Raw genomic sequence first — 20,758 nt, 5'->3', positions numbered from 1 at the left:
AAGGAAGGTATGGCTTCAAGACTTGGTGCCGCATTGACCGCTATTGCCGTGTTCGGCGCGATTTATGCAGGCGCGACCGCGCCTGCACTCGCACTCGATCCCGCTCAAGGCGATCCGGCGGCGGGCGAAAAAGTGTTTCGCAAGTGTCAGGCCTGTCACGCGATCGGTCCGGATGCCAAATCGAAGACAGGCCCTATGCTCACCGGCGTTATCGGACGGCCAGCCGGCAAGGTCGACGGCTTTTCCTATTCTGCCGCGATGAGCAAGGAGGCCGAGGCCGGGCTGACTTGGACGCCGGACAAGCTCGGCGAATTCCTGACAAACCCTAAGGCGTTCCTGCCAGGTACCAAGATGACCTTTGCGGGCTTGCGCAAGGATCAGGAGCGCGCCGATCTAATCGCATACTTGGCGAAGTATCCCTAACGGTGAAAAGGAGGAGCCGAAACGGAAGCAGGAGGAAGATGCCCCCGGAAGCTCATGAATTGCCAGCAGCAGGGGGAGCAGCATCGCAAGCCGACACCGGGAGTTGAGGAGACCGAAAGGTTTTCCCGGGGCGAGAGGTTTGAACGGCCCTGATCGGCAGCACCCAAGAGGAGGATGAAATGAAACGACTTCTTACAATGCTTGCCTTGGTGTCGATAGGCGGCGGCGCGCAGATCGCTCTCGCCAACTCGGAATTGCAGAAGCTCATCGACGACCCCAATCAATGGGCCATCCAAACCGGCGACTATGCCAACCTGCGCTACTCCAAGCTCGACCAGATCAACAAGGACAATGTCGGCAAACTGCAGGTGGCGTGGAATTTCTCGACCGGCATTCTGCGCGGTCATGAAGGTGCGCCGCTGGTCGTTGGCGACATGATGTATGTTCACACGCCGTTCCCGAACACGGTCTATGCGCTGGATCTCAGCAAGGATGGCCAGATCGCCTGGAAATACGAGCCGAAACAGGATCCGAACGTCATTCCCGTGATGTGTTGCGATACGGTCAATCGCGGCGTGGCCTATGCGGATAACAAGATCTTCCTGCACCAGGCCGACACGACGGTCGTGGCGCTCGACGCCAAGACCGGCAAGGTGCTCTGGAGCGTCAAGAACGGCGATGCTTCCAAGGGCGAGACCAACACCGCGACCGTCATGCCGGTGAAGGACAAGGTTCTCGTCGGCATATCAGGCGGCGAGTTCGGCGTCCGCGGGCACGTGACGGCCTATTCGATGGCCGACGGCAAGCTCCTGTGGCGCGGTTATTCCATGGGCCCGGACAGCGACACGCTGATGGACCCTGAAAAGACCACCCATTTGGGCAAACCCGTCGGCAAGGATTCGGGCCTCACCACCTGGGAGGGTGATCAGTGGAAGATCGGTGGCGGCACGACCTGGGGCTGGTATGCCTACGATCCGGAACTGAACCTGATGTATTACGGATCCGGCAATCCTTCGACCTGGAACCCCACCCAGCGGCCCGGCGACAACCGCTGGTCGATGACGGTCTTTGCGCGCGACGTCGATACCGGCATGGCCAAATGGGTCTACCAGATGACGCCGCATGACGAATGGGATTATGACGGCGTCAACGAGATGATCCTGACCAACCAGCAGATCGACGGCCAGGATCGCAAGCTGCTGACCCATTTCGACCGCAACGGCTTCGGCTATACGATGGACCGCGTAACCGGCGAGCTCCTGGTTGCGGAGAAGTACGATCCCGTCGTCAACTGGGCGACCAAAGTGGATATGGATCCGAAATCGGAGAAATACGGCCGGCCGGAGGTCGTGGCCCAGTATTCCACCGAGCAGAACGGCGAGGACACGAACACGACCGGCGTCTGCCCGGCGGCGCTGGGCACCAAGGATCAGCAGCCTGCGGCCTATTCGCCGAAGACCGAGCTGTTCTATGTGCCAACCAACCACGTCTGCATGGACTACGAGCCGTTCCGGGTAAGCTATACGGCCGGCCAGCCTTATGTCGGCGCGACGCTGTCGATGTACCCGCCTAAGGATAGCCATGGTGGCATGGGCAATTTCATTGCCTGGGACAACAAGGAAGGCAAGATCAAGTGGTCCCTGCCGGAGCCGTTCTCCGTCTGGTCGGGTGCTCTCGCAACAGCCGGTGACGTGGTCTTCTATGGAACGCTCGAGGGCTACCTTAAAGCCGTCGATGCCACGACGGGCAAGGAGCTCTATCGGTTCAAGACGGCATCCGGCGTAATTGGCAACGTGATGACCTATGCCCATGGCGGCAAGCAGTATGTGGCGGTGCTCTCGGGTGTCGGCGGCTGGGCCGGCATCGGTCTGGCGGCCGGCCTGACCAATCCGACTGAAGGTCTCGGCGCGGTGGGGGGCTATTCCGCCCTCAGCAACTACACCGCGCTCGGCGGCACGCTCACCGTTTTCAAGCTGCCAGATTAACCGGCAAATTCGCCCATGAACGGGCGCGGGTCGCTGAACCCGCGCCCGTTCGTTCTCCGCCTAAAAGGACGCAAGATGACCAAGATAACACCTGCCGTACCGATGACTCTTGCCGTGTTGACGCTTCTGGCCGGCGCCGCGGGCGCACAAGACGCGCAGGCGCCAAAGGACAATATCACCGCCGTCCGCGACGAAGACGGTCGTTACTACACCGCCGACGACGTTCCCACCTTCAAAATCGCCGAGGACGGCACGGTCGACTGGCTGACCTATTCGGGCTTTCGCCGCTATCATGCGGAATGTCATGTCTGTCATGGTCCGGAGGGCGAGGGCTCGAGCTATGCCCCGGCCTTGAAGAAGTCGGCGATAGCACTGGACTACTACGCCTTCATCGATGTGGTCACGAACGGACGCAAGAAGGTGAACGTTGCCGAGCACTCGGTGATGCCCGCGTTTGGCGAGAACGTCAACGTGATGTGCTATCTCGATGACATCTATGTGTATCTGAAGGCCCGCGGAGCCGACGCGCTGCCGAGGGGGCGCCCGGCCAAGAAGGAGCCGAAATCGGATGCGATCCGCGATGCTGAAAACTCTTGCCTCGGCAACAACTAGCTTGGCCGCTGCCGCCGGCGTCTTCCTGTCGATGTTTGCCGGCGCGGCGCCGGCTGCGGCTCAGACGTCCGACCTCGTCGCGAAGCGGGCCTTTCGGGTCTGTGCCGATCCTGCCAATCTGCCGATGTCGGATCGCTCAGGTACGGGATTCGAGAACAAGATTGCCGAGCTGATAGCGTCCAAGCTCGGGCTGCCGCTGGAATATTCCTGGTTCCCAATGGCGACCGGCTTTATTCGAAAGACGCTGCAGGCCAATGCCTGCGATGTGGTCATTGGCTACGCCCAAGGCGACGAACTGGTGCTGAACACCAACCACTACTATACCTCGGCCTATGTCTTGGTCGTGGCGTCGGCCGGTCCGCTGGCAGGCGTCAAGACGCTGTCCGATCCCCGTCTCAAGGACAAGCGGATCGGCATCGTCGCGGGAACGCCGCCGGCGACCCATATGGCGAGAAACGAACTGCTGCCCAAGGCGAAGGGCTATCATCTGATGGTCGATCGGCGTCACGAGGATCCAGCCGATGAGATGCTCGCAGACCTTAAGGCCGGTGCAATTGACGCTGCCATCCTCTGGGGACCTATCGGTGCACCGCTGGTCAAGGCGAGCCATCCGGATATGAAGGTGACACCGCTCTTGTCGGAATCTGCACCGCCCAAACTCTTCTACCGCATCACCATGGGCGTTCGGCAGGGCGAAAAGGTCTGGGAGGGCAAGCTGAATTCGCTCATTCGTCGCAACCAGCCCGAGATCAACGCCATCCTTGCGAATGCGGGCGTGCCGCTTCTGAACGACATGGGAACGGGGCCGCTCGAGCCGACGGATTGATCCGCCTGCGGCAGTCTTTCCGGCAGAGACTGCCGAGGAGCCGGCGGGCTAAGCGGTTGAGCGCTGCCGTTTCGCTAAATTACGCTCCTTAAGTATCGGTTTTGCGACACAAATCGCGCTGTTAGTCTCCTCCTCGAGAAAGTGTCAGGAAGATCGGGAGTTCATTCCGGCAATGCCTAACCTATCGCTTGTGCTCGCTGCATTTTGCATGGCGATGCTTGTCTCGTTGCCTTCGCGGGCGGCCGAGGTAAGGACGGCCATATTGCGGGTCGACCGTGTCGCCGGGCCGCCGATCTCTCGCCTTGATGCGCCGCCTGCCGATCTGGGTTTTGCCGGCGGCATGCTGGGGAATGAGGACAATCGGACGACCGGCGCATTCACCGGCATGGGCTATACGCTGAAAACGGAGGCGGTTTCGCCGGAGAACGCGGCAGCAGCCTTCGATGCGCTGAAGGCCGAAGGCTTCGGTCTGATCACGGTGATCGCTGAAGGCGACATCCTCAAGGCACTGTCGGACCGGGCGGGACCTGATGTGCTGCTCTTGAATGCCGGTGCTCGCGATGAGGCGCTGCGCGATGCCGACTGCAGGGCCAATGTCCTTCATGTCGCGCCGAGCCGCTCTATGCTCGCCGACAGTGTTGTCCAGTTCCTCATGTGGAAGAAATGGTCGCGTATCCTGCTGATACACGGCTCGCATCCGCAAGATGGTCTCCTGGCCGAAAGCTATCGGAAATCAGCCACCAAATTCGGCGCGACCATCGTCGAGGAGCGCGAATTCGTCGATACCGGCGGCGCCCGGCGCACTGATACCGGCCACGTCATGGTGCAAAAACAGATCCCCGTATTCACCCAGGATGCCGAGGACTACGACGTGATCATCGCAGCCGACGAGGCCGGCGTCTTCGCACCCTACCTGCCTTATCATTCCTGGGAAGCGAGGCCCGTTGCAGGATCTTCGGGCCTGCGCCCGGTGTCCTGGCATGCCGCGCATGAAGCCTGGGGCGCGACGCAGTTTCAACGCCGCTTTGAAAAACTGAGCGGGCGCAACATGCGCGAGGAGGATTACCAGGCCTGGCTTGCCATGCGCGTGATCGGCGAGGCGGTGACGCAGTCAGGCAAGGCCGATCCGGTGTCGGTCAGGGCCTATGCGCTTTCGGCTGATTTCGAGCTGGCGGCGTTCAAGGGCCAGAAGTTGACCTTCCGCGCCTGGAACGGGCAACTGCGCCAGCCGATCCTTTTGACCGACGGTCGGGTGACGGTGTCGATTTCGCCCCAGGACGGCTATCTGCACCAGCATTCGCCGCTCGACACGCTGGGAACCGATGCACCTGAAACCGCTTGCCAGGCCTTTGGAGGATAGGATGCTGAGATCCGCACTGGTGCTTCTGCCGGCAGTTTTGATGTTCGCCGACCCTGCCGCGGCGAACAAGGTGTTCGTGACCAATGAGCGCAGCAACAACGTGACGGTGCTCGACAGCGAAAGTTGGGAGGTGATCGCCACCTTCCCGGCCGGCAACAGGCCGCGCGGCATCACGATCAGCCCAGATGGCAAGGAGCTCTATGTCTGCGCTTCGGACGACGATACCGTTCGGGTGTTCGATCCCGAGACCTACAAGGAGCTGCATACGTTGCCGTCAGGCCCTGATCCCGAGCTTTTCGCTCTCGACCCTTCCGGCAATCCGCTCTACGTCGCGAATGAGGACGACAATCTGGTGACCGTGGTCGATGTCAAGACGCGCCAGGTTCTGGCCGAAGTCCCCGTCGGCGTCGAGCCGGAAGGCGTCGCGGTAAGCCCAGACGCCAAGACCATCATCAATACCTCCGAAACCACCAATATGGCGCATTTCATCGATGCCTCCACCTACCAGATCGTGCACAACGTGCGGGTGGACCAGCGCCCGCGCTATGCCGAATTCACAGCCGACGGAAAGAAGCTTTACGTCAGCTCTGAAATCGGCGGCACCGTTTCGGTGATCGACCTGACGGCGCCCGAACCGGCAATTGCCAAGAAAATCGGCTTTGCCGTGCCGGGCATTCTGCCGGAATGGTTGCAGCCGGTGGGCGTCAAGGCGACCAGGGACGGCTCCCGCGTTTTCGTCGCGCTCGGTCCGGCCAACCGGGTCGCGGTGATCGACGCCGCAACGGACGAGGTTCTCGACTACCTGCTTGTCGGGCAACGCGTCTGGCAGATGGCGTTCACCCCGGGCGAAGAATTCCTGATCACCACGAATGGCAATTCCAACGATGTCAGCATTGTCGATGTCAAAGAGGAAACGGTGATCCGCTCGGTTCAAGTCGGAGAGCAGCCCTGGGGAGTGGTGGTCGCTCCGAATTGAGCGGGGCCGGTGCAATAGGACACATGGGGAGGATTTTCATCGTGCATAGACTGATCCTCGCGGTGCTGGCCGCGCTCTTTGCAACAATCCCTGCCGTTGCCGCGCCGCTTTGCGGCGAGCTCGCCTTTGCAGGGCTCCTCGCCAAATGCAACCGGGGCGAACCTATCGAGATTACGCTCAGTTCAGGCAAGCCGCTCGGCAAGGGTGCCGTCGCGCTACAGTCCGGCGCCTATTATGAAATGCGCATCACCGCGGACGGATCGGCGGAGCTGGCATTAACCGGTGCGCCGTTCTTTCGCGCGATCTGGATGAACGAGATCGTCGTCAACGGCGTTGAAGTGCGCCCCATGGCGATCGACAGCCTCGAATTCGACGAGGCGGGCACGGCGACGCTGTCATTTGTCGCCATCAAGCCCGGCAGTTATGAGATAAAGATTCCAGACACCAAGAGCGACAGCCAGAAGGTGCAGATTTCCATTGAGTGAGGTGGCCGGGGATGTCAGTTGGGGGGAGACAATGAACGCCTTGAAACAGTTTCTGACCGCGTGCCTTTTTGCGCTCGCGCCGGCGGCTGCCATGGCCGAGGATCTGCCGCAATTGCGGGCAGCGATGCTCGCCTCTGGCACCGTCAACTGGGAAATCTCCACCATCAAGACCCACGAGTTCGATCGCAAGAACGGCTTCGAGCTCGAGGTCCATGACTATGCGGATAACGGGGCGACGCGCGTCGCTTTCGAGGGCGGCGAGGCCGACACCATGGTCGCCGACTGGATATGGGTTGCCAACCAGCGTGCCGCCGGCAAGGATTACGTTTTCATCCCCTATTCGCGGGCGGTCGGCGGGCTGGTGGTCAAGGACGACAGCGGCATCAAGACGCTGCCGGACCTAGCCGGCAAGAAGATCGGCATTGCCGGCGGGCCGCTCGACAAGAGCTGGCTGATCCTGCGCGCCTATGCCAAGCAGCAACATGGCATGGATCTCGCCGCCGAAACCGAGCAGGTGTTCGCAGCGCCGCCGCTGATCTTCAAGTCGGCCTTTTCCGAGGAGACGGCGGGAACAATCAATTTCTGGCACTTCCTGGCGAAGATGAAGGCGAAGGGCATGCGCGAGGTGATCTCTGTCGCCGATGCCGCAGCGGCGCTCAAGCTCGACCCCGACACGCCGCTGCTTGGCTATGTGTTGAAGGGCGAGTATGCCACAGCCCATCCGGACATCGTGAAGGGGCTTTACAAGTCATCGCGCGCGGCCAAGGATCTGCTGCGCGACAATGATGAGGTGTGGGACGGCTTGCGCGGCAAGATGAATGCTGGAGACGACGCCGAATTCATTGCGTTGCGCGACGGCTATCGCGCCGGTATTCCGAGCGGCAAGCCGATTGACGAGGCCGCCGCCGACCGGTTTTTGCGGCTGATGGCAGAGCTTGGCGGAGCGGAGCTCGTGGGCAAAGCGACAAGCCTGCCCAGTGGATTGTTCCTGCGCCTTGAGTAAAACGCTGCAACACCCCGCGGTCGCGCGCGCATTGTCGTTGGGGCTTCTGCTCACGTTCTGGATTGCCGCGGCTGAACTGACGGCCGACGCATCCGTCCTGCCTCAGCCGTGGATGCTATTGGGACCCTTTGCGGAAGCCCTTGCCTCCGGCGCCCTACCTTATCACCTCGGCATGACACTCTGGCGCGTGGTTTGCGCCTTTGTGCCGGCGATGGCCATCGGCGCGGCGCTCGGCTTTCTGATGGGACGCGTTCCCGCCGTCGATCAATGGCTCGATCCGTGGCTCGTCGTGTTCCTCAACCTGCCGGCCCTCGTGCTCATTGTGCTTTGCTATCTCTGGATCGGGCTGAACGAGGCCGCGGCCATCCTTGCGGTCGTGCTCAACAAGGTACCGAATGTCGCCACGATCTTGCGCGAGGGCGCGCGGGCACTCGATCCGAGCCTCGGGGCGATGGCTGAGGTCTACCGCATGCGGCCGCTGGCGCGGCTGCGCCACGTGATCCTGCCACAGCTTGCACCCTTCATTGCCGGTGCCGCCCGCTCCGGCATCGCGGTGATTTGGAAGATCGTATTGGTGGTCGAGTTTCTCGGCCGCTCCAGCGGTATCGGCTTCCAGATCCATTTTTATTTCCAGCTTTTCGACGTGGCCATGGTGCTGGTCTACGCGCTTTCTTTCATCGGCGTGATGTTGCTCGTCGAAGCGCTGATCCTGCAGCCGTCGGAACGCCGGGTGCGGCGCTGGAGGACGGCGTGATCAAGGTTGATGTCAGGCGAAAGGCATTCGGCGAGGAGGAGGTGCTCCGCGACATCCAGTTCGAGGTGGACGTCGGCGAGACCATCGCCATCGTCGGCGCATCGGGGATAGGCAAATCGACACTGCTGCGGCTGATCGCCGGCATCGATCACGATTTCGACGGCAAAATTCGCCGCCCGGAGAAGATCGGCATGGTGTTCCAGGAACCCGTTCTCCTGCCATGGCGGAGCGTCGCCGAGAACCTCACATTGGTGCATCCGGAGCTCGGTTCGGAAGCGGCGCTTTCGGGGCTGGAGCGGGTGGGAATCCTCGACAAGGCCAGGCTATTTCCCGGGCAGCTTTCGCTCGGCCAGCAGCGGCGGCTGGCGCTGGCGCGCGCCTTTGCCGGGCGGCCCGACCTTCTCGTGATGGACGAGCCCTATGTCTCCCTCGATCCGGCCACCGCCGAGGAAATGCTGGCCCTGACGGAGATGCTGATCGCGGAGACCGGCCCTGCCGTCATTCTCGTGACCCATTCGGATGTCGAGGCGCAGCGGCTGGCCCGACGCCATCTGCGCCTCCATGGGAGACCGGCGACGATTACCAGCGAACTGGCGACAGGATCGGCATCAGTGTTTTCTGGGGTGCATCATGACCGGGCTTGAGACCATGTCAGCGGATCGCGCATGGCGCTCGACGATGTCAGCTTCACCGTGGAACCCGGCCGGTTCTGTGCGCTGCTTGGGCTGCACGGTGCAGGCAAATCGGCACTGTTCGCGCTCGTGACTCGGCTGATCGTGACGAGGCAGGGCGCGCCATGCCGCGCTCGAAGGCCTGAGCGGACGCTGGTCGCAGCGTCCAACGCCGAAAACCGACACTTTCCGCTATGTTGCGGCCGAGGGCATTTGCGTTGATCCTGCTTTCGGGAAGGACCTGAAGACATTCAGAAGATAGGAGGAACTAATGCTCAAGCTACACCCGTCCATCGACAGCGGCTTCCCGCCGGCAAGTCCAGGCTTCCTGGGTGGCACGCTGAAATGCAAATGCACCACCAATCCGGTGACCGTTGCGATCGACGCGCAGACGGCGCACAACCATGCGTGCGGCTGCACGAAGTGCTGGAAGCCGGAAGGGGCAATCTTTTCGCAAATCGCCGTTGTCAGCCGCGATAAGGTGAACGTCGCCTCAGGTTCGGAAAAACTGCAGGTCGTCGATCAGAGCGCGACCATCCAGCGTTATGCCTGCAGGGATTGCGGGACGCACATGTATGGCCGGATCGAGAACACCAAGCATGCCTTCTACGGTCTGGATTTCGTCCACACCGAGCTTAGCGACCAGACGGGCTGGTCGCCGCCGGAATTTGCCGCCTTTGTATCTTCGATCATCGAAAGCGGCGTCAACCCGGAAAGGATGCCTGAGATCCGCGCCCGGCTGACGGAACTCGGGCTGCAACCCTACGATTGCCTATCTCCTGCGCTGATGGACGCGATCGCCACCCATGTCGCCAAGCAGTCTGGCGTCCTGCCGTCCTGACTCGCCGCGCATCCAATTAGACGCGTAGCGGCCGCTAAAGCACCCTGAACTGCTGCCGCAGAGAGGTCAAAAGCCTCCTCCCTCGGACCCCGCCCGTTGCTTCCCGGCCTGGGAGGCATGCCACCGGGCGGGGTCTGATGCACCTTGAAGTCGACGAGGGGCGTCCTCCACCGCCGCGTCGCCGATCGTCCGCCGGTCGGCGCTGCACGACAGCATTGCTTCGGTTCAGAGCTGAGAGGCTGGTGTTTTCCACTTTATGGCGCAGCCGATCGAGGGCTGCTGTTCCGCCGGCCCCTTGCCGAACAGCGCAACCATGACCATGGCCTCGTAAAGGTCGCGTCGCAGATCGGCAGGGCCGATCTCCTTGCGAGAGGCGTCGAGTCGCCCGCGATATTGCAGCTTCATATCCTTGTTGAAGCCGAAGAAGTCCGGCGTGCAGACTGCGCCGTAGGCTTTGGCAATCGCCTGGTCTTCGTCATAGAGATAGGGAAAGGCGAGGGCATTTCGTCGAGCGAAGACCTTCATGTTGTCGAACGAATCCTCCGGATAGGCCTCGGCGTCATTAGCGCTGATTGCCACGAAGCCGACGCCGTGAGCCTTGAGCTCGGTCGCGTCCCGCACGATACGGGCGATCACCGCGTTCACATAGGGGCAGTGGTTGCAGATGAAAGCAACCACCAGCCCCTTCCCGCCCGCCTGCTCGAATATGGAATGACTGGTGCCATCGACGCCAGGAAGCCTGGCATCCACAGCCGGCCGGCCGAAATCGCAGACAGGAGCTGAAGCGGCCATGGTCTCAAGCTGCCCTCATCATTGCGCCGTCGGAGGCGGTGCGGATCGCGGCGATGTTCTCGGCGTAAGCTTCCTCACTTCCGCCTTTGAATATGGCTGATCCGGCAACCAGGACATCCGCGCCGGCTGCCGAGACGAGTGGCGCGGTTTCCTGTGTCACCCCACCGTCGATCTCGATGTGGATGGGGCGCCTGCCGATCATCGACTTCACACGGCGCACCTTATCGACGACCGCCGGGATGAAAGCCTGGCCACCGAAGCCCGGATTGACCGTCATCAGCAGGACAAGGTCCAGCCGGTCCAGAACATACTCAATGACGCTTTCGGGCGTTGAAGGATTGAGCGATACGCCGGCCTTGCAGCCGACATCGCGGATCGCCTGCAAAGAGCGGTCGAGATGGGTGGTCGCTTCGACATGCACGGTGATGATGTCACAGCCGGCGCAAGCGAAGGCGCCGATATACGGGGCCACCGGCGCGATCATCAGATGGCAGTCGAACACCTTTTTCGTCCGGTCGCGGATCGCTTTGATCACCGGAGGGCCGAAGGTGATATTGGGCACGAAATGCCCGTCCATCACGTCGAGATGGATCCAATCGGCGCCCGCCCGGCAGACGGCCTCGACTTCATCCCCAAGTCGTGAGAAATCAGCCGAAAGAACAGAAGGGGCGATAATGGTTTTCCCGTTCATGACGATATCTCCGGATGATTGGGCTCGACCATTGTGAACACGCGGCTCGCGGAAATGTCGCGGCCCATGATGGTCGACAATTGCTCGGCATCGACCGGGCCGGCGCTTTCCTCGAACAGGCGGTTCGCCTGTCGTAGCCGGGCCCGGTCGAGTGCGTTGCGGATCGAGCGTGCATTGGCGAAGTGCGGCTGGCGTCGGCGACGGGTGATGTAGTCGCCCATCACCGCCGTCGCCCTGGCGTCGAAGCGATAGCCCTGGCGGGCCAGCATGCTCTCGGCGATCGAGAGGAGCTCCCCGTCATCGTAATCTGGAAAATCGATGTGGTGGGCGATGCGCGAGCGGAAGCCCGGATTGCTCTCGAAAAATCGATCCATGCGGTCGGCGTAGCCGGCGAGGATGACCACAAGATCGTCGCGATTGTTCTCCATCACCTGCAGCAGGATCTCGATCGCTTCCTGGCCATAGTCGCGCTCGTTGTCCGGGCGGTAGAGATAGTAGGCCTCATCGATGAACAGCACGCCACCCATCGCCTTCTTCAGGATCTCCTTGGTCTTGGGCGCCGTGTGACCGATATATTGCCCGACCAGATCGTCGCGCGTCACCGACACCAGATGTCCCTTGCGGATATAACCGAGCCGGTGCAGCAGATTGGCCATGCGCAGGGCGACTGTTGTCTTGCCGGTACCTGGATTACCCGTGAAGCTCATGTGCAGTGACGGTGGCTCGTGGCTGAGGCCCATGGCACGGCGAGCCCGCTCGACGAGCAGCAGGGCTGCCGTCTCGCGGATGCGTTGCTTCACGGGTTTCAAGCCGACAAGTTCCTGGTCCAGTTCGTCGAGGATTTCGGCGACGCCGGAGGCCTTGTATTCCTCGGCGAGATTAATCGATGTCGGCAGGCTTTCGGTGTTTGATGGCGCGTCCGGCATCAGCATCTGTCAACTCCTTCTACCGCTGCGTTTCCCAGGCATAGCGCTGGCCGCGCCCGCGGCTCTCGGCCCGCGTCATTCTGAGTTCCGGTTCGTTGTCGGGTCGGTTGACGATGAAGGACATCGTCACGGTCTCGAGGCCGCGGCTGGAATCGAAGGCATTGAGGCGGATGTAGTCCTGCGGGTGCGCCTTGCGGCAATCCTCCAGTTCCATCATCACGCCCTTGGCGTCCCTCAGGTCGAACATCGGGTTGCCCCACATTTCCCAATAGGTGTTGCGGGGGTGGGGGTCATTGGTATGCTCGACGCCGATCGCCCAGCCCCTGCCGAGGCAATACTCCACCTGCGCGGTTATCTGCTCATCGGTTAGGTCCGGCAGGAACGAGAAGCATCCCTGGGTGATACGCATGTCGTCTCTCCTTCTTGCTACTTGCTATATGTCAGGCGACGCTTACGCTCGGGACGAAATCCGAACTGTCGGTCGGCGTGTAGTTGAAGCTGATATTGCCCCAGGTATCGAGGGCAGCTTCGAGCGGCTTGCACCACTTCGCCGCCGCCCGCAGGATTTCGGGGCCTTCATGGGCGATGTCGCGGCCCTCGTTGCGGGCAAGCACCATGGCTTCGAGCGCCACCCGGTTTGCGGTGGCACCTGCCTGAATTCCCATCGGATGGCCGATCGTGCCGCCGCCGAACTGCAGCACGACGTCATCGCCGAAAAGATCCAGCAGCTGGTGCATCTGGCCGGCATGAATGCCGCCCGACGCAACGGGCATGACCTTCTTGATATCCGCCCAGTCCTGCTCGAAGAAGAGACCGCGCGGAAGATCTACCTCGTTCTTCATCTCACGGCAGACATTGTAGTAGCCCTGCACCGTCAACGGGTCGCCCTCCAGCTTGCCGACCGCGGTGCCGGCATGAAGGTGGTCGACGCCGGCGAGCCGCAGCCACTTGGCGATGACGCGGAAGGAGATGCCGTGGTTCTTCTGCCTCGTATAGGTGCCGTGACCGGCTCGGTGCATGTGCAGGACCATGTCATTCTGCCGGCACCATTCGGAGATCGACTGGATTGCAGTCCAGCCGACGATGAGATCCACCATGACGATCACCGAACCGAGTTCCTTGGCGAATTCGGCGCGCCGGTACATCTCCTCCATCGTGCCGGCGGTGACGTTGAGATAATGCCCCTTGACCTCGCCGGTGACGGCGGAGGCGTGGTTCACCGCCTCCATGCAGTAGAGGTAGCGGTCGCGCCAATGCATGAAGGGCTGCGAATTGATGTTCTCGTCGTCCTTCATGAAATCGAGGCCACCCTTCAGTCCCTCATAGACGACGCGGCCATAATTCTTTCCCGAAAGCCCAAGCTTCGGTTTGGTGGTGGCGCCGAGGAGCGGCTTGCCGAACTTGTCGAGCCGTTCGCGTTCGACAACGATGCCGGTCGGCGGGCCCTTGAAGGTCTTCACATAGGCGACGGGCAGGCGCATGTCCTCGAGCCTTGCCGCCTTCAGCGGCTTGAACGAGAAGACGTTGCCGATGATCGATGCCGTCAGGTTAGCGATCGATCCTTCCTCGAACAGAATAAGATCGTAGGCGACATAGCAGAAATACTGCCCCGGCGTTCCCGGCACAGGGTCGACCCGGTAAGCCTTGGCGCGGTATTGTTCGCAGGCCGTCAGGCGATCGGTCCAGACGACCGTCCAGGTCGCTGTCGAGCTTTCGCCGGCAACGGCGGCGGCCGCCTCGATCGGGTCGACACCGTCCTGCGGCGTGATCCGAAATAGCGCGATCAGATCAGTTTCCTTCGGCTCGTAGTCGCCGTTCCAGTAGCCCATCTGCGCATATTTGAGCACGCCGGCCCTGTAGCGTTCCCTGCCCTTGATCTCGGTCTTTGCATCGGCGTTCATGACACGTCCTCTTCTCTCTTAGTCGATGGGCTCAGGCGGCCTGCGACCGCGCCGTCTGGGGTTTCAGCGAGCCGCTGGCATAGCGGCGGGCCATCTCCGAAATCGGTACGACCTTGATGCGGGATGCGTTGCCGGCGGTACCGAAGGCCTCGAATCGGGCCTTGCAGACGGCCGACATGGCGTCCATGGCAGGCTTCAGGAATTTGCGAGGGTCGAATTCGCTCCGGCTCGTATTGGCGATCCGGCGGAAGGCCGCCGCCGCCGCGAGACGCAGGTCGGTATCGATGTTCACCTTGCGGACGCCGAAGCGAATGCCGCGCACGATCTCCTCGACCGGCACGCCGTAGGTCTCGCGCATCTCGCCGCCATGGGCATTGAAGACATCCTGCCATTCCTGCGGCACTGAGGAGGAACCGTGCATGACGATGTGGGTATTCGGCAGCCGATCGTGGATCCTTTCGATCACGTCCATGGCGAGCACGTCGCCGGTCGGCTTGCGGGTAAACTTATAGGCGCCGTGCGATGTACCGATGGCGACGGCCAGCGCATCGACCTCGGTTTCTGCGACAAAACGGGCGGCCTCGTCCGGGTCGGTCAGGAGCTGCGACCGGTCGAGCGCGCCTTCGAAGCCGTGCCCATCCTCGGCCTCGCCATGGCCGGTTTCGAGCGATCCGAGGCAGCCGAGTTCACCCTCGACGGAGGCGCCAACCATGTGGGCGAGGCGGCTCACTTCCGCAGTGATCGCGGCGTTGTAGGCGTAGTCGGCGGGGGTCTTTGCATCCTCCTTCAACGATCCGTCCATCATCACAGAGGTGAAGCCGTGCTGGATCGCCGTGAGGCAGGTCGCGACGTTGTTGCCGTGATCCTGATGGATGCAGAGAGGGATGTCCGGATACATCGCTTCGAGCGCCTCCATCATCTTGGCGAGCATGATGTCGTTCGCATAGGAGCGCGCACCGCGCGAAACCTGTAGGATCACGGGAGCATCGCAGCCGCGTGCCGCTTCCATGATCGCCAGCCCCTGTTCCATATTGTTGATGTTGAATGCCGGCACGCCATAGATGCGCTCGGCGGCGTGATCGAGCAATTGGCGGAGCGTGATGCGGGCCATGGTCAAACCTCCTGCGATGTTGTGACGACGTTATGCGCCGTTTGCGGACCGGTACGGGGGCCTGGTAAGCGGCTTTTCCGGTAATGGTTTGCGGAGAAGCTTCAGTGCTTCGGCAACGACACGGTCGGCGGTGATGCCGAAATGCCGGTAGAGGTCTGCCGCCGGCGCCGACGCGCCGAAGCCGGTCATGCCGACGAAGGTGCCATCCGGTCCCATCCACCGATCCCATCCGAGGCGCCCGGCCGCCTCTATGGCAATGCGTGGGGCGTCTCCTAGCACCTGCGTTTGATAGGACGGGTCCTGGACCTCGAATTTCTCCCAGCATGGCATCGAAACCACCGCCGCTTCGATGCCTTCCTCCACCTGCAAGCGTTCAGCCGCGGCAACGGCGATCTCGACCTCGGATCCGGTGGCAAGGAGCGTGAGGTCGCGGGGGCCCTGCGCCTCCATCAGGACATAGGCACCGAGCGACGACAGATTCTCCTCCCCGTCCGTCCGGCGCAGCATCGGCAAGGCCTGCCGCGAAAGCGCAAGGACGCTCGGCCTGCTCCTTTCGCCGAGCGCGATCTCCCAGCATTCTGCGGTCTCGATGATGTCGGCGGGCCTGAAGACGTTGAGGTTCGGCGTGGCGCGCAGCATGGCGAGATGCTCGACCGGCTGATGGGTCGGCCCGTCCTCGCCGAGGCCGATGGAATCATGCGTCAAAACATATATGACCGGAAGGCCCATCAGCGCCGACAGACGCATCGCACCACGCGCATAGTCGGAGAAGACCAGAAAAGTGCCGCCATATGGAATGAAACCACCATGCAAGGCTATGCCGTTCATGGCCGCCGCCATGGCGTGCTCACGGATACCGTAATGCAGGTAGCGGCCGTTGAAATTGCCGGGCTGGATGGCTTGGGTCTGCGACGTCATCGTCAAGTTGGATCCGGTGAGATCGGCCGAGCCACCGATCGTCAAGGCCGTCGTTCCATTGATGACCTCAAGCGCCATCTGCGAGGCCTGCCGCGTTGCGACCTTCGTGGATCTTGCGCGGTGCGCGGCCCGGAATTTGGCCAGCAGTGGGGCGAACTCGGCGTCCAGCTGTCGTCCGACGGTCTGTTCGTAGCGCTTCTTCGAGCGCGAGGCGTCAAGACGGATTTCCCATGACTCGCGGGTCATGCGGCCTCGCAGCGCCACCCTTTCCCAGGCAGACTTGATCTCGGGCGGCACGAAGAAGGGCGGATGCGGCCAGCCGAGCGTTTCGCGGGTGGCCGCGATTTCCTTGTCGCCGAGCGCCGCGCCATGGGTCTTGTGCGAGCCTTCCATGCTGGCAGCACCCTTGCCGATCCGGGTGCGGCAGGCAATCAGCGACGGCTTGCGGGTGCGACGCGCCCGCTCGATCGCCTTAGCCACGGCCTCAGGATCGTGACCATCGACGGCTTGCGCATCCCAACCAGCTGCGCGGAAACGCGCAAGCTGGTTCATCGAGGTGGAAAGATCGGTGGAGCCGTCGATCGAGATCCGGTTGTCGTCCCAGAGTACGACGAGCTTGCGCAGCTTAAGGTGCCCGGCAAGGTCGATCGCTTCGTGGCTGATGCCCTCCTGCAGGCAGCCGTCGCCAGCGACGACATAGGTGAAATGATTGCAGAGCGAGCTTGAAAAGCGCGCGGTCATCATCTGTTCGGCAATTGCCATGCCGATGGCGGTTGCGATCCCCTGGCCGAGCGGACCGGTGGTGGTCTCGATGCCGAGGGCGTGGCCGTATTCCGGATGGCCGGCGGTTTTCGAACAGAGTTGACGGAAGGCCGATAGCTCGGCCATGGGCATGTCGGCGAAGCCCATCAGGTGGTGGATCGCATAAAGCAGCATCGAGCCATGGCCGGCCGATAGCACGAAACGGTCGCGATCCGGCCAGTCGGGGAGCGACGGGTCGATCCTGATAAAGCGGTTGAAGAGGACGGTTACCGCGTCGGCCATGCCCATCGGCATGCCGGGGTGGCCGGAATTGGCCTTCTGAACCGCATCCATGGCGAGAAACCGGATGGCATCTGCCATGTTGCGCTCCGATGCGACAGTTGGGGTTTCGATCTGCTGCGAAACATTCATGGTGTTCTCCTCACGACATGCGGTGTTTGCGCTCGAGCAGCTTGTGGATGAGCGGGGTGAAGATCAGCTGCATGGCGAGATCGAGCTTGTCGCCCGGCACCACGATGGAATTGGCGCGCGACATGAAGCTGTTATTGAGCATCGACAGCAGGTAGGGGAAATCGATGCTTTGCGGCTTGGCGAAGCGGATGACCAGGATGGACTCGGCCGCCGTCGGGATCCAGCGGGCGATGAAGGGATTGGACGTGTCGACGATCGGCACGCGCTGGAAATTGATATCCGTCTGCGAGAACTGCGGACAAATGTAGTTCACATAGTCGGGCATGCGCCGCAGGATCGTGTCGGTCACGGCCTCGGTGGAGTAGCCGCGCGTCGCCTTGTCGCGATGGATCTTCTGGATCCATTCGAGGTTGATCACCGGAACGACACCGATCTTGAGATCGCAATGCTGGGCGAGATTGACGATGTCCGTGACGGCGCAGCCATGCAGTCCCTCGTAGAATAGGAGATCGCTTCCGCTGAATTCCTCCCACTCCGTGAAAGTGCCGGGCGCAGCGCCGTATTTTTCGGCCTCCGAGTCGTCATGCACGTAGTGACGGGTGCGTCCGACGCCGCGCCTGCCGTACTCCGCAAAGACACGTTCCAGGATTTCCAGTTCGTTCGCGTCGGCCGAGAAATGTGTGAAGTCGACGCCACGGGCTTTTTCCTCCGCTATCTTGCGGCGCATGGTTTCGCGGTCGTAGCGATGGAAAGCGTCGCCCTCGATGAAAGACGCCGCGATTTTCTCGCGCTTGAAGATCTTCTCGAACGTGTCCTTGACGGTCGTGGTGCCGGCGCCGGACGAGCCGGTGATGGAGATGATCGGGTGCTTGGCTGACATCGAGATCTCCTCAGGCGCGGAACAGGCCGCGCTTGCCGAAGAGCGGTGCGCGTTCGCCAATCATGTTGGGGTCGACGTGATAGCGGGCGACGCGCGCTACCTCGCGACGCGAACCGAAAGCCAGCGGTACGCGCTGGTGCAGATTGTCCGGGACGAGATCGAGGATGCGGGTAAGGCAAGTCGTGGCCGAGCCGCCAGCGTTCTCGATTATGAAGGCGATCGGATTGGCCTCGTAGACCAGCCGCAACCGCCCCTGATGATAGCCTCTCCGGCCGTCGCTGGGGTAAAGGAAGATTCCGCCGCGGACCAGTATCCGATAGGTCTCGGCGACAAGCGAAGCGATCCATCGCATGTTGAATTCTCGCTCGCGCGGACCATCCGAACCCGCCAGGCAGTCGTCGACATAGAGGCGGATCGCTTCCTCCCAGTGTCGATAGTTCGACATGTTGATGGCGAATTCGCTCGTGCGGTCCGGGATGCTGATCGATTTGTAGGCCGCGACGAAGCAGCCGAGCCGGCTGGAGAAGACGAAGATCTCCGTTCCCTTGCCGAGCGAGAGCACCAGCGCGGTTTGCGCTCCGTAGAGGAAAAAGCCCGCCGCCAGCTGCCGGTTTCCGGGTTGCAGAAAGGACTGGGAGGGGTTCACTTCCGGCCCCTTGGCGGCGGGAAGCACAGAGAAGATCGTGCCGATGGAGATGTTGGTGTCGATATTCGACGATCCGTCGAGCGGATCGATGGCAACCGCGAGGCGGGCACTCGGATCGAGCAGGACAGGATTTTCCAGTTCTTCCGAGGCGTAGCAGGCGACCGGCGCGCCCTGCAGGCACGACAGGAACAGGTCGTCGGAGAGGAGATCAAGATCCTTCTGAAGGTCCCCGTCCGCATTGAGGCCGCCATCCCGCACTCCACCTAAGGCAGTGCCGAGCGCCCCCTGGCTGACGATCTTGCGGACATCAAGGGCGGCTTTCGCCAGCCTCTGCACGATTGCAGCGACGTCTTGGGCGATGTCCTCGCCGTGAGCCGCGTATGAAGCGAGATGAGCTTCGAGAGTTGCGCCGGACATGACGTCTCCTCCAACACGATGTCCAGGCAAGAATGGCTCAAAGGTGTGGTTTGTAAAATTTATTCATTTGACTTTCGCAGTTAGATTTTCTTATTCTTTGGGATGCGCAACGTGACCATTCGCCAACTTCGCACGGTCGAAGCCGTTTGCCGTCTGGGAAAGATCAACCTGGCTGCCGAGGCGCTGGGGCTGACCGGACCAGCGCTCACCTTGCAGATTCAGCAACTCGAACGGGACGCCGATGTCCCCCTGTTCGACCGCACGCGGGGCGGCATGGTCCCGACCGCCTACGGTCTTGCCTTTCTCGAGGCGGCGCGCGCGGTGGAGGACAGCCTCGCCGGTCTCGAGGATTCGATCGGTGCCATCAAAGGGCTGCGAACCGGCCGTCTGCGTCTCGGCGTCGTGTCGACCGGGAAATATTTCGCGCCGCAGCTGATTGCCGCCTTTCGCGACCAGGTTCCGTCGATCGAGATCAACCTCTTCATCGGCAACCGCGCCGAAATTATCGGCAAATTGCGGGACCACGAAATCGATATCGCGTTGATGGGGCGGCCGCCTCGCGACTTCGAGGTGCGCGCACAGGTGTTCGGCGATCATCCGCTGGTTTTCATTGCTCCCGCCGGGCATTCGCTTGCGGGCAGGCTGGAAATTTCGCGGGAACGGATTGCGCAGGAACAGTTCCTGGTGCGGGAAAAGGGCTCGGGGACCCGTATCTCGCTCGAGATCTTCCTGAGCGACACGCCGCACAAGTTGGAGGAGCTCGGCACCGAGATCGCTTCGAACGAGACCATCAAGCAGGCAGTTATCGCCGGCCTGGGGATCGCTTTCATCTCGGCCCATACCATCGAGCAGGAGGTGAAGCTCGGTCGACTGGTCATTCTCGACGTGGTCGACACGCCGATCCGCCGGCAATGGTTCACCGTATCGCGCTCGGACCGGGTCGCGACCCCGGCGATGCACTCCTTCGAGCAGTTCGTACTTGCGTCCGGGGCGCGATATCTGCCGGTGGTGAGCAAGCCTTATCCCCTCAACGCGTTCCGTTGAGCCGGACACCGTTCCGGCTCCAACGCGGAAAATCGCTGTCGACCGCCACCTTGGTCTTAATTGTGAGGCCCCAGGACGGTTGATACCATTCACCCTGGCGGAAGAAGGACTCGCGCACAAACGGCGCCTTCAGGACCGTCTGCGGGAGAAGGTTTTTGCGAGAACCCGGCAATGGCGAGGCCGGGTATGCCGGCACGGCGACAGGCTGCTCCGGCTAATCACCCAGGCGACGCTCTGATAGCAAAGCTTGGTTTCGTGTTCGGCCTGGTTGCGATGCGCCGGCAACACAGGGCGGCACACTCATTTTGGACAAATGGAGGAGA

21 protein-coding genes and 1 pseudogene are annotated in these 20,758 nt (G+C 61.8%); 13 read left to right on the top strand and 9 right to left on the bottom strand.

The window, feature by feature from the left end:
- Positions 1–9: 9 nt before the first annotated feature.
- From ATC00_RS18615 to gfa, 12 genes and pseudogenes are all read left to right on the top strand, one after another.
- Positions 10–423: a c-type cytochrome gene (locus ATC00_RS18615; RefSeq protein ID WP_064253906.1), complete on the top strand. Its 414-nt coding sequence runs from the start codon at positions 10–12 to the stop codon at positions 421–423.
- Between the two features lie 179 nt (positions 424–602).
- Positions 603–2,408 carry a lanthanide-dependent methanol dehydrogenase XoxF5 gene (gene xoxF5, locus ATC00_RS18610; RefSeq protein ID WP_064253905.1) on the top strand — a complete coding sequence of 602 codons (1,806 nt, stop codon included), beginning with the start codon at positions 603–605 and terminating at the stop codon, positions 2,406–2,408.
- Positions 2,409–2,483: 75 nt separating this feature from the next.
- Entirely contained in the window at positions 2,484–3,020 is a 537-nt protein-coding gene (locus ATC00_RS18605; RefSeq protein ID WP_064253957.1) for a c-type cytochrome, methanol metabolism-related, read from the top strand.
- Positions 2,977–3,846 carry a substrate-binding domain-containing protein gene (locus ATC00_RS18600; protein WP_064253904.1) on the top strand — a complete coding sequence of 290 codons (870 nt, stop codon included), beginning with the start codon at positions 2,977–2,979 and terminating at the stop codon, positions 3,844–3,846. The genes ATC00_RS18605 and ATC00_RS18600 overlap by 44 nt, the downstream gene beginning before the upstream one ends.
- Before the next feature lie 172 nt (positions 3,847–4,018).
- Positions 4,019–5,206 (top strand): ABC transporter substrate-binding protein, encoded by a 1,188-nt coding sequence (locus tag ATC00_RS18595; protein WP_064253903.1) that lies wholly within the window; start codon positions 4,019–4,021, stop codon positions 5,204–5,206.
- 1 nt (position 5,207) lies between these two features.
- Entirely contained in the window at positions 5,208–6,182 is a 975-nt protein-coding gene (locus ATC00_RS18590; RefSeq protein ID WP_037388147.1) for a YVTN family beta-propeller repeat protein, read from the top strand.
- Between the two features lie 23 nt (positions 6,183–6,205).
- Positions 6,206–6,667, top strand: a complete 462-nt coding sequence (locus tag ATC00_RS18585) for a cupredoxin domain-containing protein (protein WP_082912420.1) — start codon at positions 6,206–6,208, stop codon at positions 6,665–6,667.
- A 31-nt stretch (positions 6,668–6,698) separates the two neighbouring features.
- Positions 6,699–7,670, top strand: coding sequence for an ABC transporter substrate-binding protein (locus ATC00_RS18580; protein ID WP_064253902.1), 972 nt, complete (start codon positions 6,699–6,701; stop codon positions 7,668–7,670).
- Positions 7,663–8,424, top strand: coding sequence for an ABC transporter permease (locus tag ATC00_RS18575; protein ID WP_064253901.1), 762 nt, complete (start codon positions 7,663–7,665; stop codon positions 8,422–8,424). The genes ATC00_RS18580 and ATC00_RS18575 overlap by 8 nt, the downstream gene beginning before the upstream one ends.
- Positions 8,421–9,068 carry an ABC transporter ATP-binding protein gene (locus tag ATC00_RS18570; protein ID WP_064253900.1) on the top strand — a complete coding sequence of 216 codons (648 nt, stop codon included), beginning with the start codon at positions 8,421–8,423 and terminating at the stop codon, positions 9,066–9,068. Before ATC00_RS18575 ends, ATC00_RS18570 begins: the two co-directional genes overlap by 4 nt.
- A gap of 21 nt (positions 9,069–9,089) precedes the next feature.
- A pseudogene (locus ATC00_RS33590) lies at positions 9,090–9,215 on the top strand (ATP-binding cassette domain-containing protein); the annotation flags it as partial.
- Between the two features lie 151 nt (positions 9,216–9,366).
- Positions 9,367–9,936 (top strand): S-(hydroxymethyl)glutathione synthase, encoded by a 570-nt coding sequence (gfa, locus tag ATC00_RS18565; RefSeq protein ID WP_064253899.1) that lies wholly within the window; start codon positions 9,367–9,369, stop codon positions 9,934–9,936.
- A 225-nt stretch (positions 9,937–10,161) separates the two neighbouring features.
- On the opposite strand, the gene ATC00_RS18560 is transcribed toward gfa, so the two are convergent.
- From ATC00_RS18560 to ATC00_RS18520, 9 genes are read right to left on the bottom strand one after another with little or no spacing between them, the layout of a single operon-like run.
- Positions 10,162–10,728: a thioredoxin family protein gene (locus ATC00_RS18560; RefSeq protein WP_064253898.1), complete on the bottom strand. Its 567-nt coding sequence runs from the start codon at positions 10,726–10,728 to the stop codon at positions 10,162–10,164.
- A gap of 4 nt (positions 10,729–10,732) precedes the next feature.
- A complete protein-coding gene (gene rpe, locus ATC00_RS18555) occupies positions 10,733–11,419 on the bottom strand; it encodes a ribulose-phosphate 3-epimerase (RefSeq protein WP_064253897.1) in 687 nt (228 codons plus the stop codon).
- Positions 11,416–12,351 (bottom strand): CbbX protein, encoded by a 936-nt coding sequence (gene cbbX / locus ATC00_RS18550; protein WP_037388135.1) that lies wholly within the window; start codon positions 12,349–12,351, stop codon positions 11,416–11,418. Before cbbX ends, rpe begins: the two co-directional genes overlap by 4 nt.
- Positions 12,352–12,364: 13 nt before the next feature.
- The gene (locus ATC00_RS18545; protein WP_064253896.1) at positions 12,365–12,754 is read right to left on the bottom strand and encodes a ribulose bisphosphate carboxylase small subunit; all 390 of its coding nucleotides are present in this window, start codon (positions 12,752–12,754) and stop codon (positions 12,365–12,367) included.
- Positions 12,755–12,785: 31 nt separating this feature from the next.
- The gene (locus ATC00_RS18540; RefSeq protein ID WP_064253895.1) at positions 12,786–14,246 is read right to left on the bottom strand and encodes a form I ribulose bisphosphate carboxylase large subunit; all 1,461 of its coding nucleotides are present in this window, start codon (positions 14,244–14,246) and stop codon (positions 12,786–12,788) included.
- Positions 14,247–14,277: 31 nt separating this feature from the next.
- Positions 14,278–15,357 carry a class II fructose-bisphosphate aldolase gene (fba, locus tag ATC00_RS18535; protein ID WP_064253894.1) on the bottom strand — a complete coding sequence of 360 codons (1,080 nt, stop codon included), beginning with the start codon at positions 15,355–15,357 and terminating at the stop codon, positions 14,278–14,280.
- A 30-nt stretch (positions 15,358–15,387) separates the two neighbouring features.
- Positions 15,388–17,448, bottom strand: a complete 2,061-nt coding sequence (tkt, locus tag ATC00_RS18530) for a transketolase (protein ID WP_064253893.1) — start codon at positions 17,446–17,448, stop codon at positions 15,388–15,390.
- A gap of 10 nt (positions 17,449–17,458) precedes the next feature.
- The gene (locus ATC00_RS18525) at positions 17,459–18,328 is read right to left on the bottom strand and encodes a phosphoribulokinase (RefSeq protein WP_064253892.1); all 870 of its coding nucleotides are present in this window, start codon (positions 18,326–18,328) and stop codon (positions 17,459–17,461) included.
- A gap of 10 nt (positions 18,329–18,338) precedes the next feature.
- The gene (locus ATC00_RS18520) at positions 18,339–19,391 is read right to left on the bottom strand and encodes a class 1 fructose-bisphosphatase (RefSeq protein ID WP_064253891.1); all 1,053 of its coding nucleotides are present in this window, start codon (positions 19,389–19,391) and stop codon (positions 18,339–18,341) included.
- Positions 19,392–19,493: 102 nt separating this feature from the next.
- Here ATC00_RS18520 and ATC00_RS18515 point away from each other — a divergent pair, with 102 nt between their 5' ends.
- The gene (locus ATC00_RS18515; protein WP_064253890.1) at positions 19,494–20,435 is read left to right on the top strand and encodes a LysR family transcriptional regulator; all 942 of its coding nucleotides are present in this window, start codon (positions 19,494–19,496) and stop codon (positions 20,433–20,435) included.
- Positions 20,436–20,758: the final 323 nt, after the last annotated feature.

It is taken from the genome of Sinorhizobium americanum, assembly GCF_001651855.1.
Taxonomy (GTDB): Bacteria; Pseudomonadota; Alphaproteobacteria; order Rhizobiales; family Rhizobiaceae; genus Sinorhizobium; species Sinorhizobium americanum.
The sequence above is the reverse complement of the archived record's forward strand: the minus strand, read 5'-3'. Positions and strand labels throughout refer to the sequence as shown.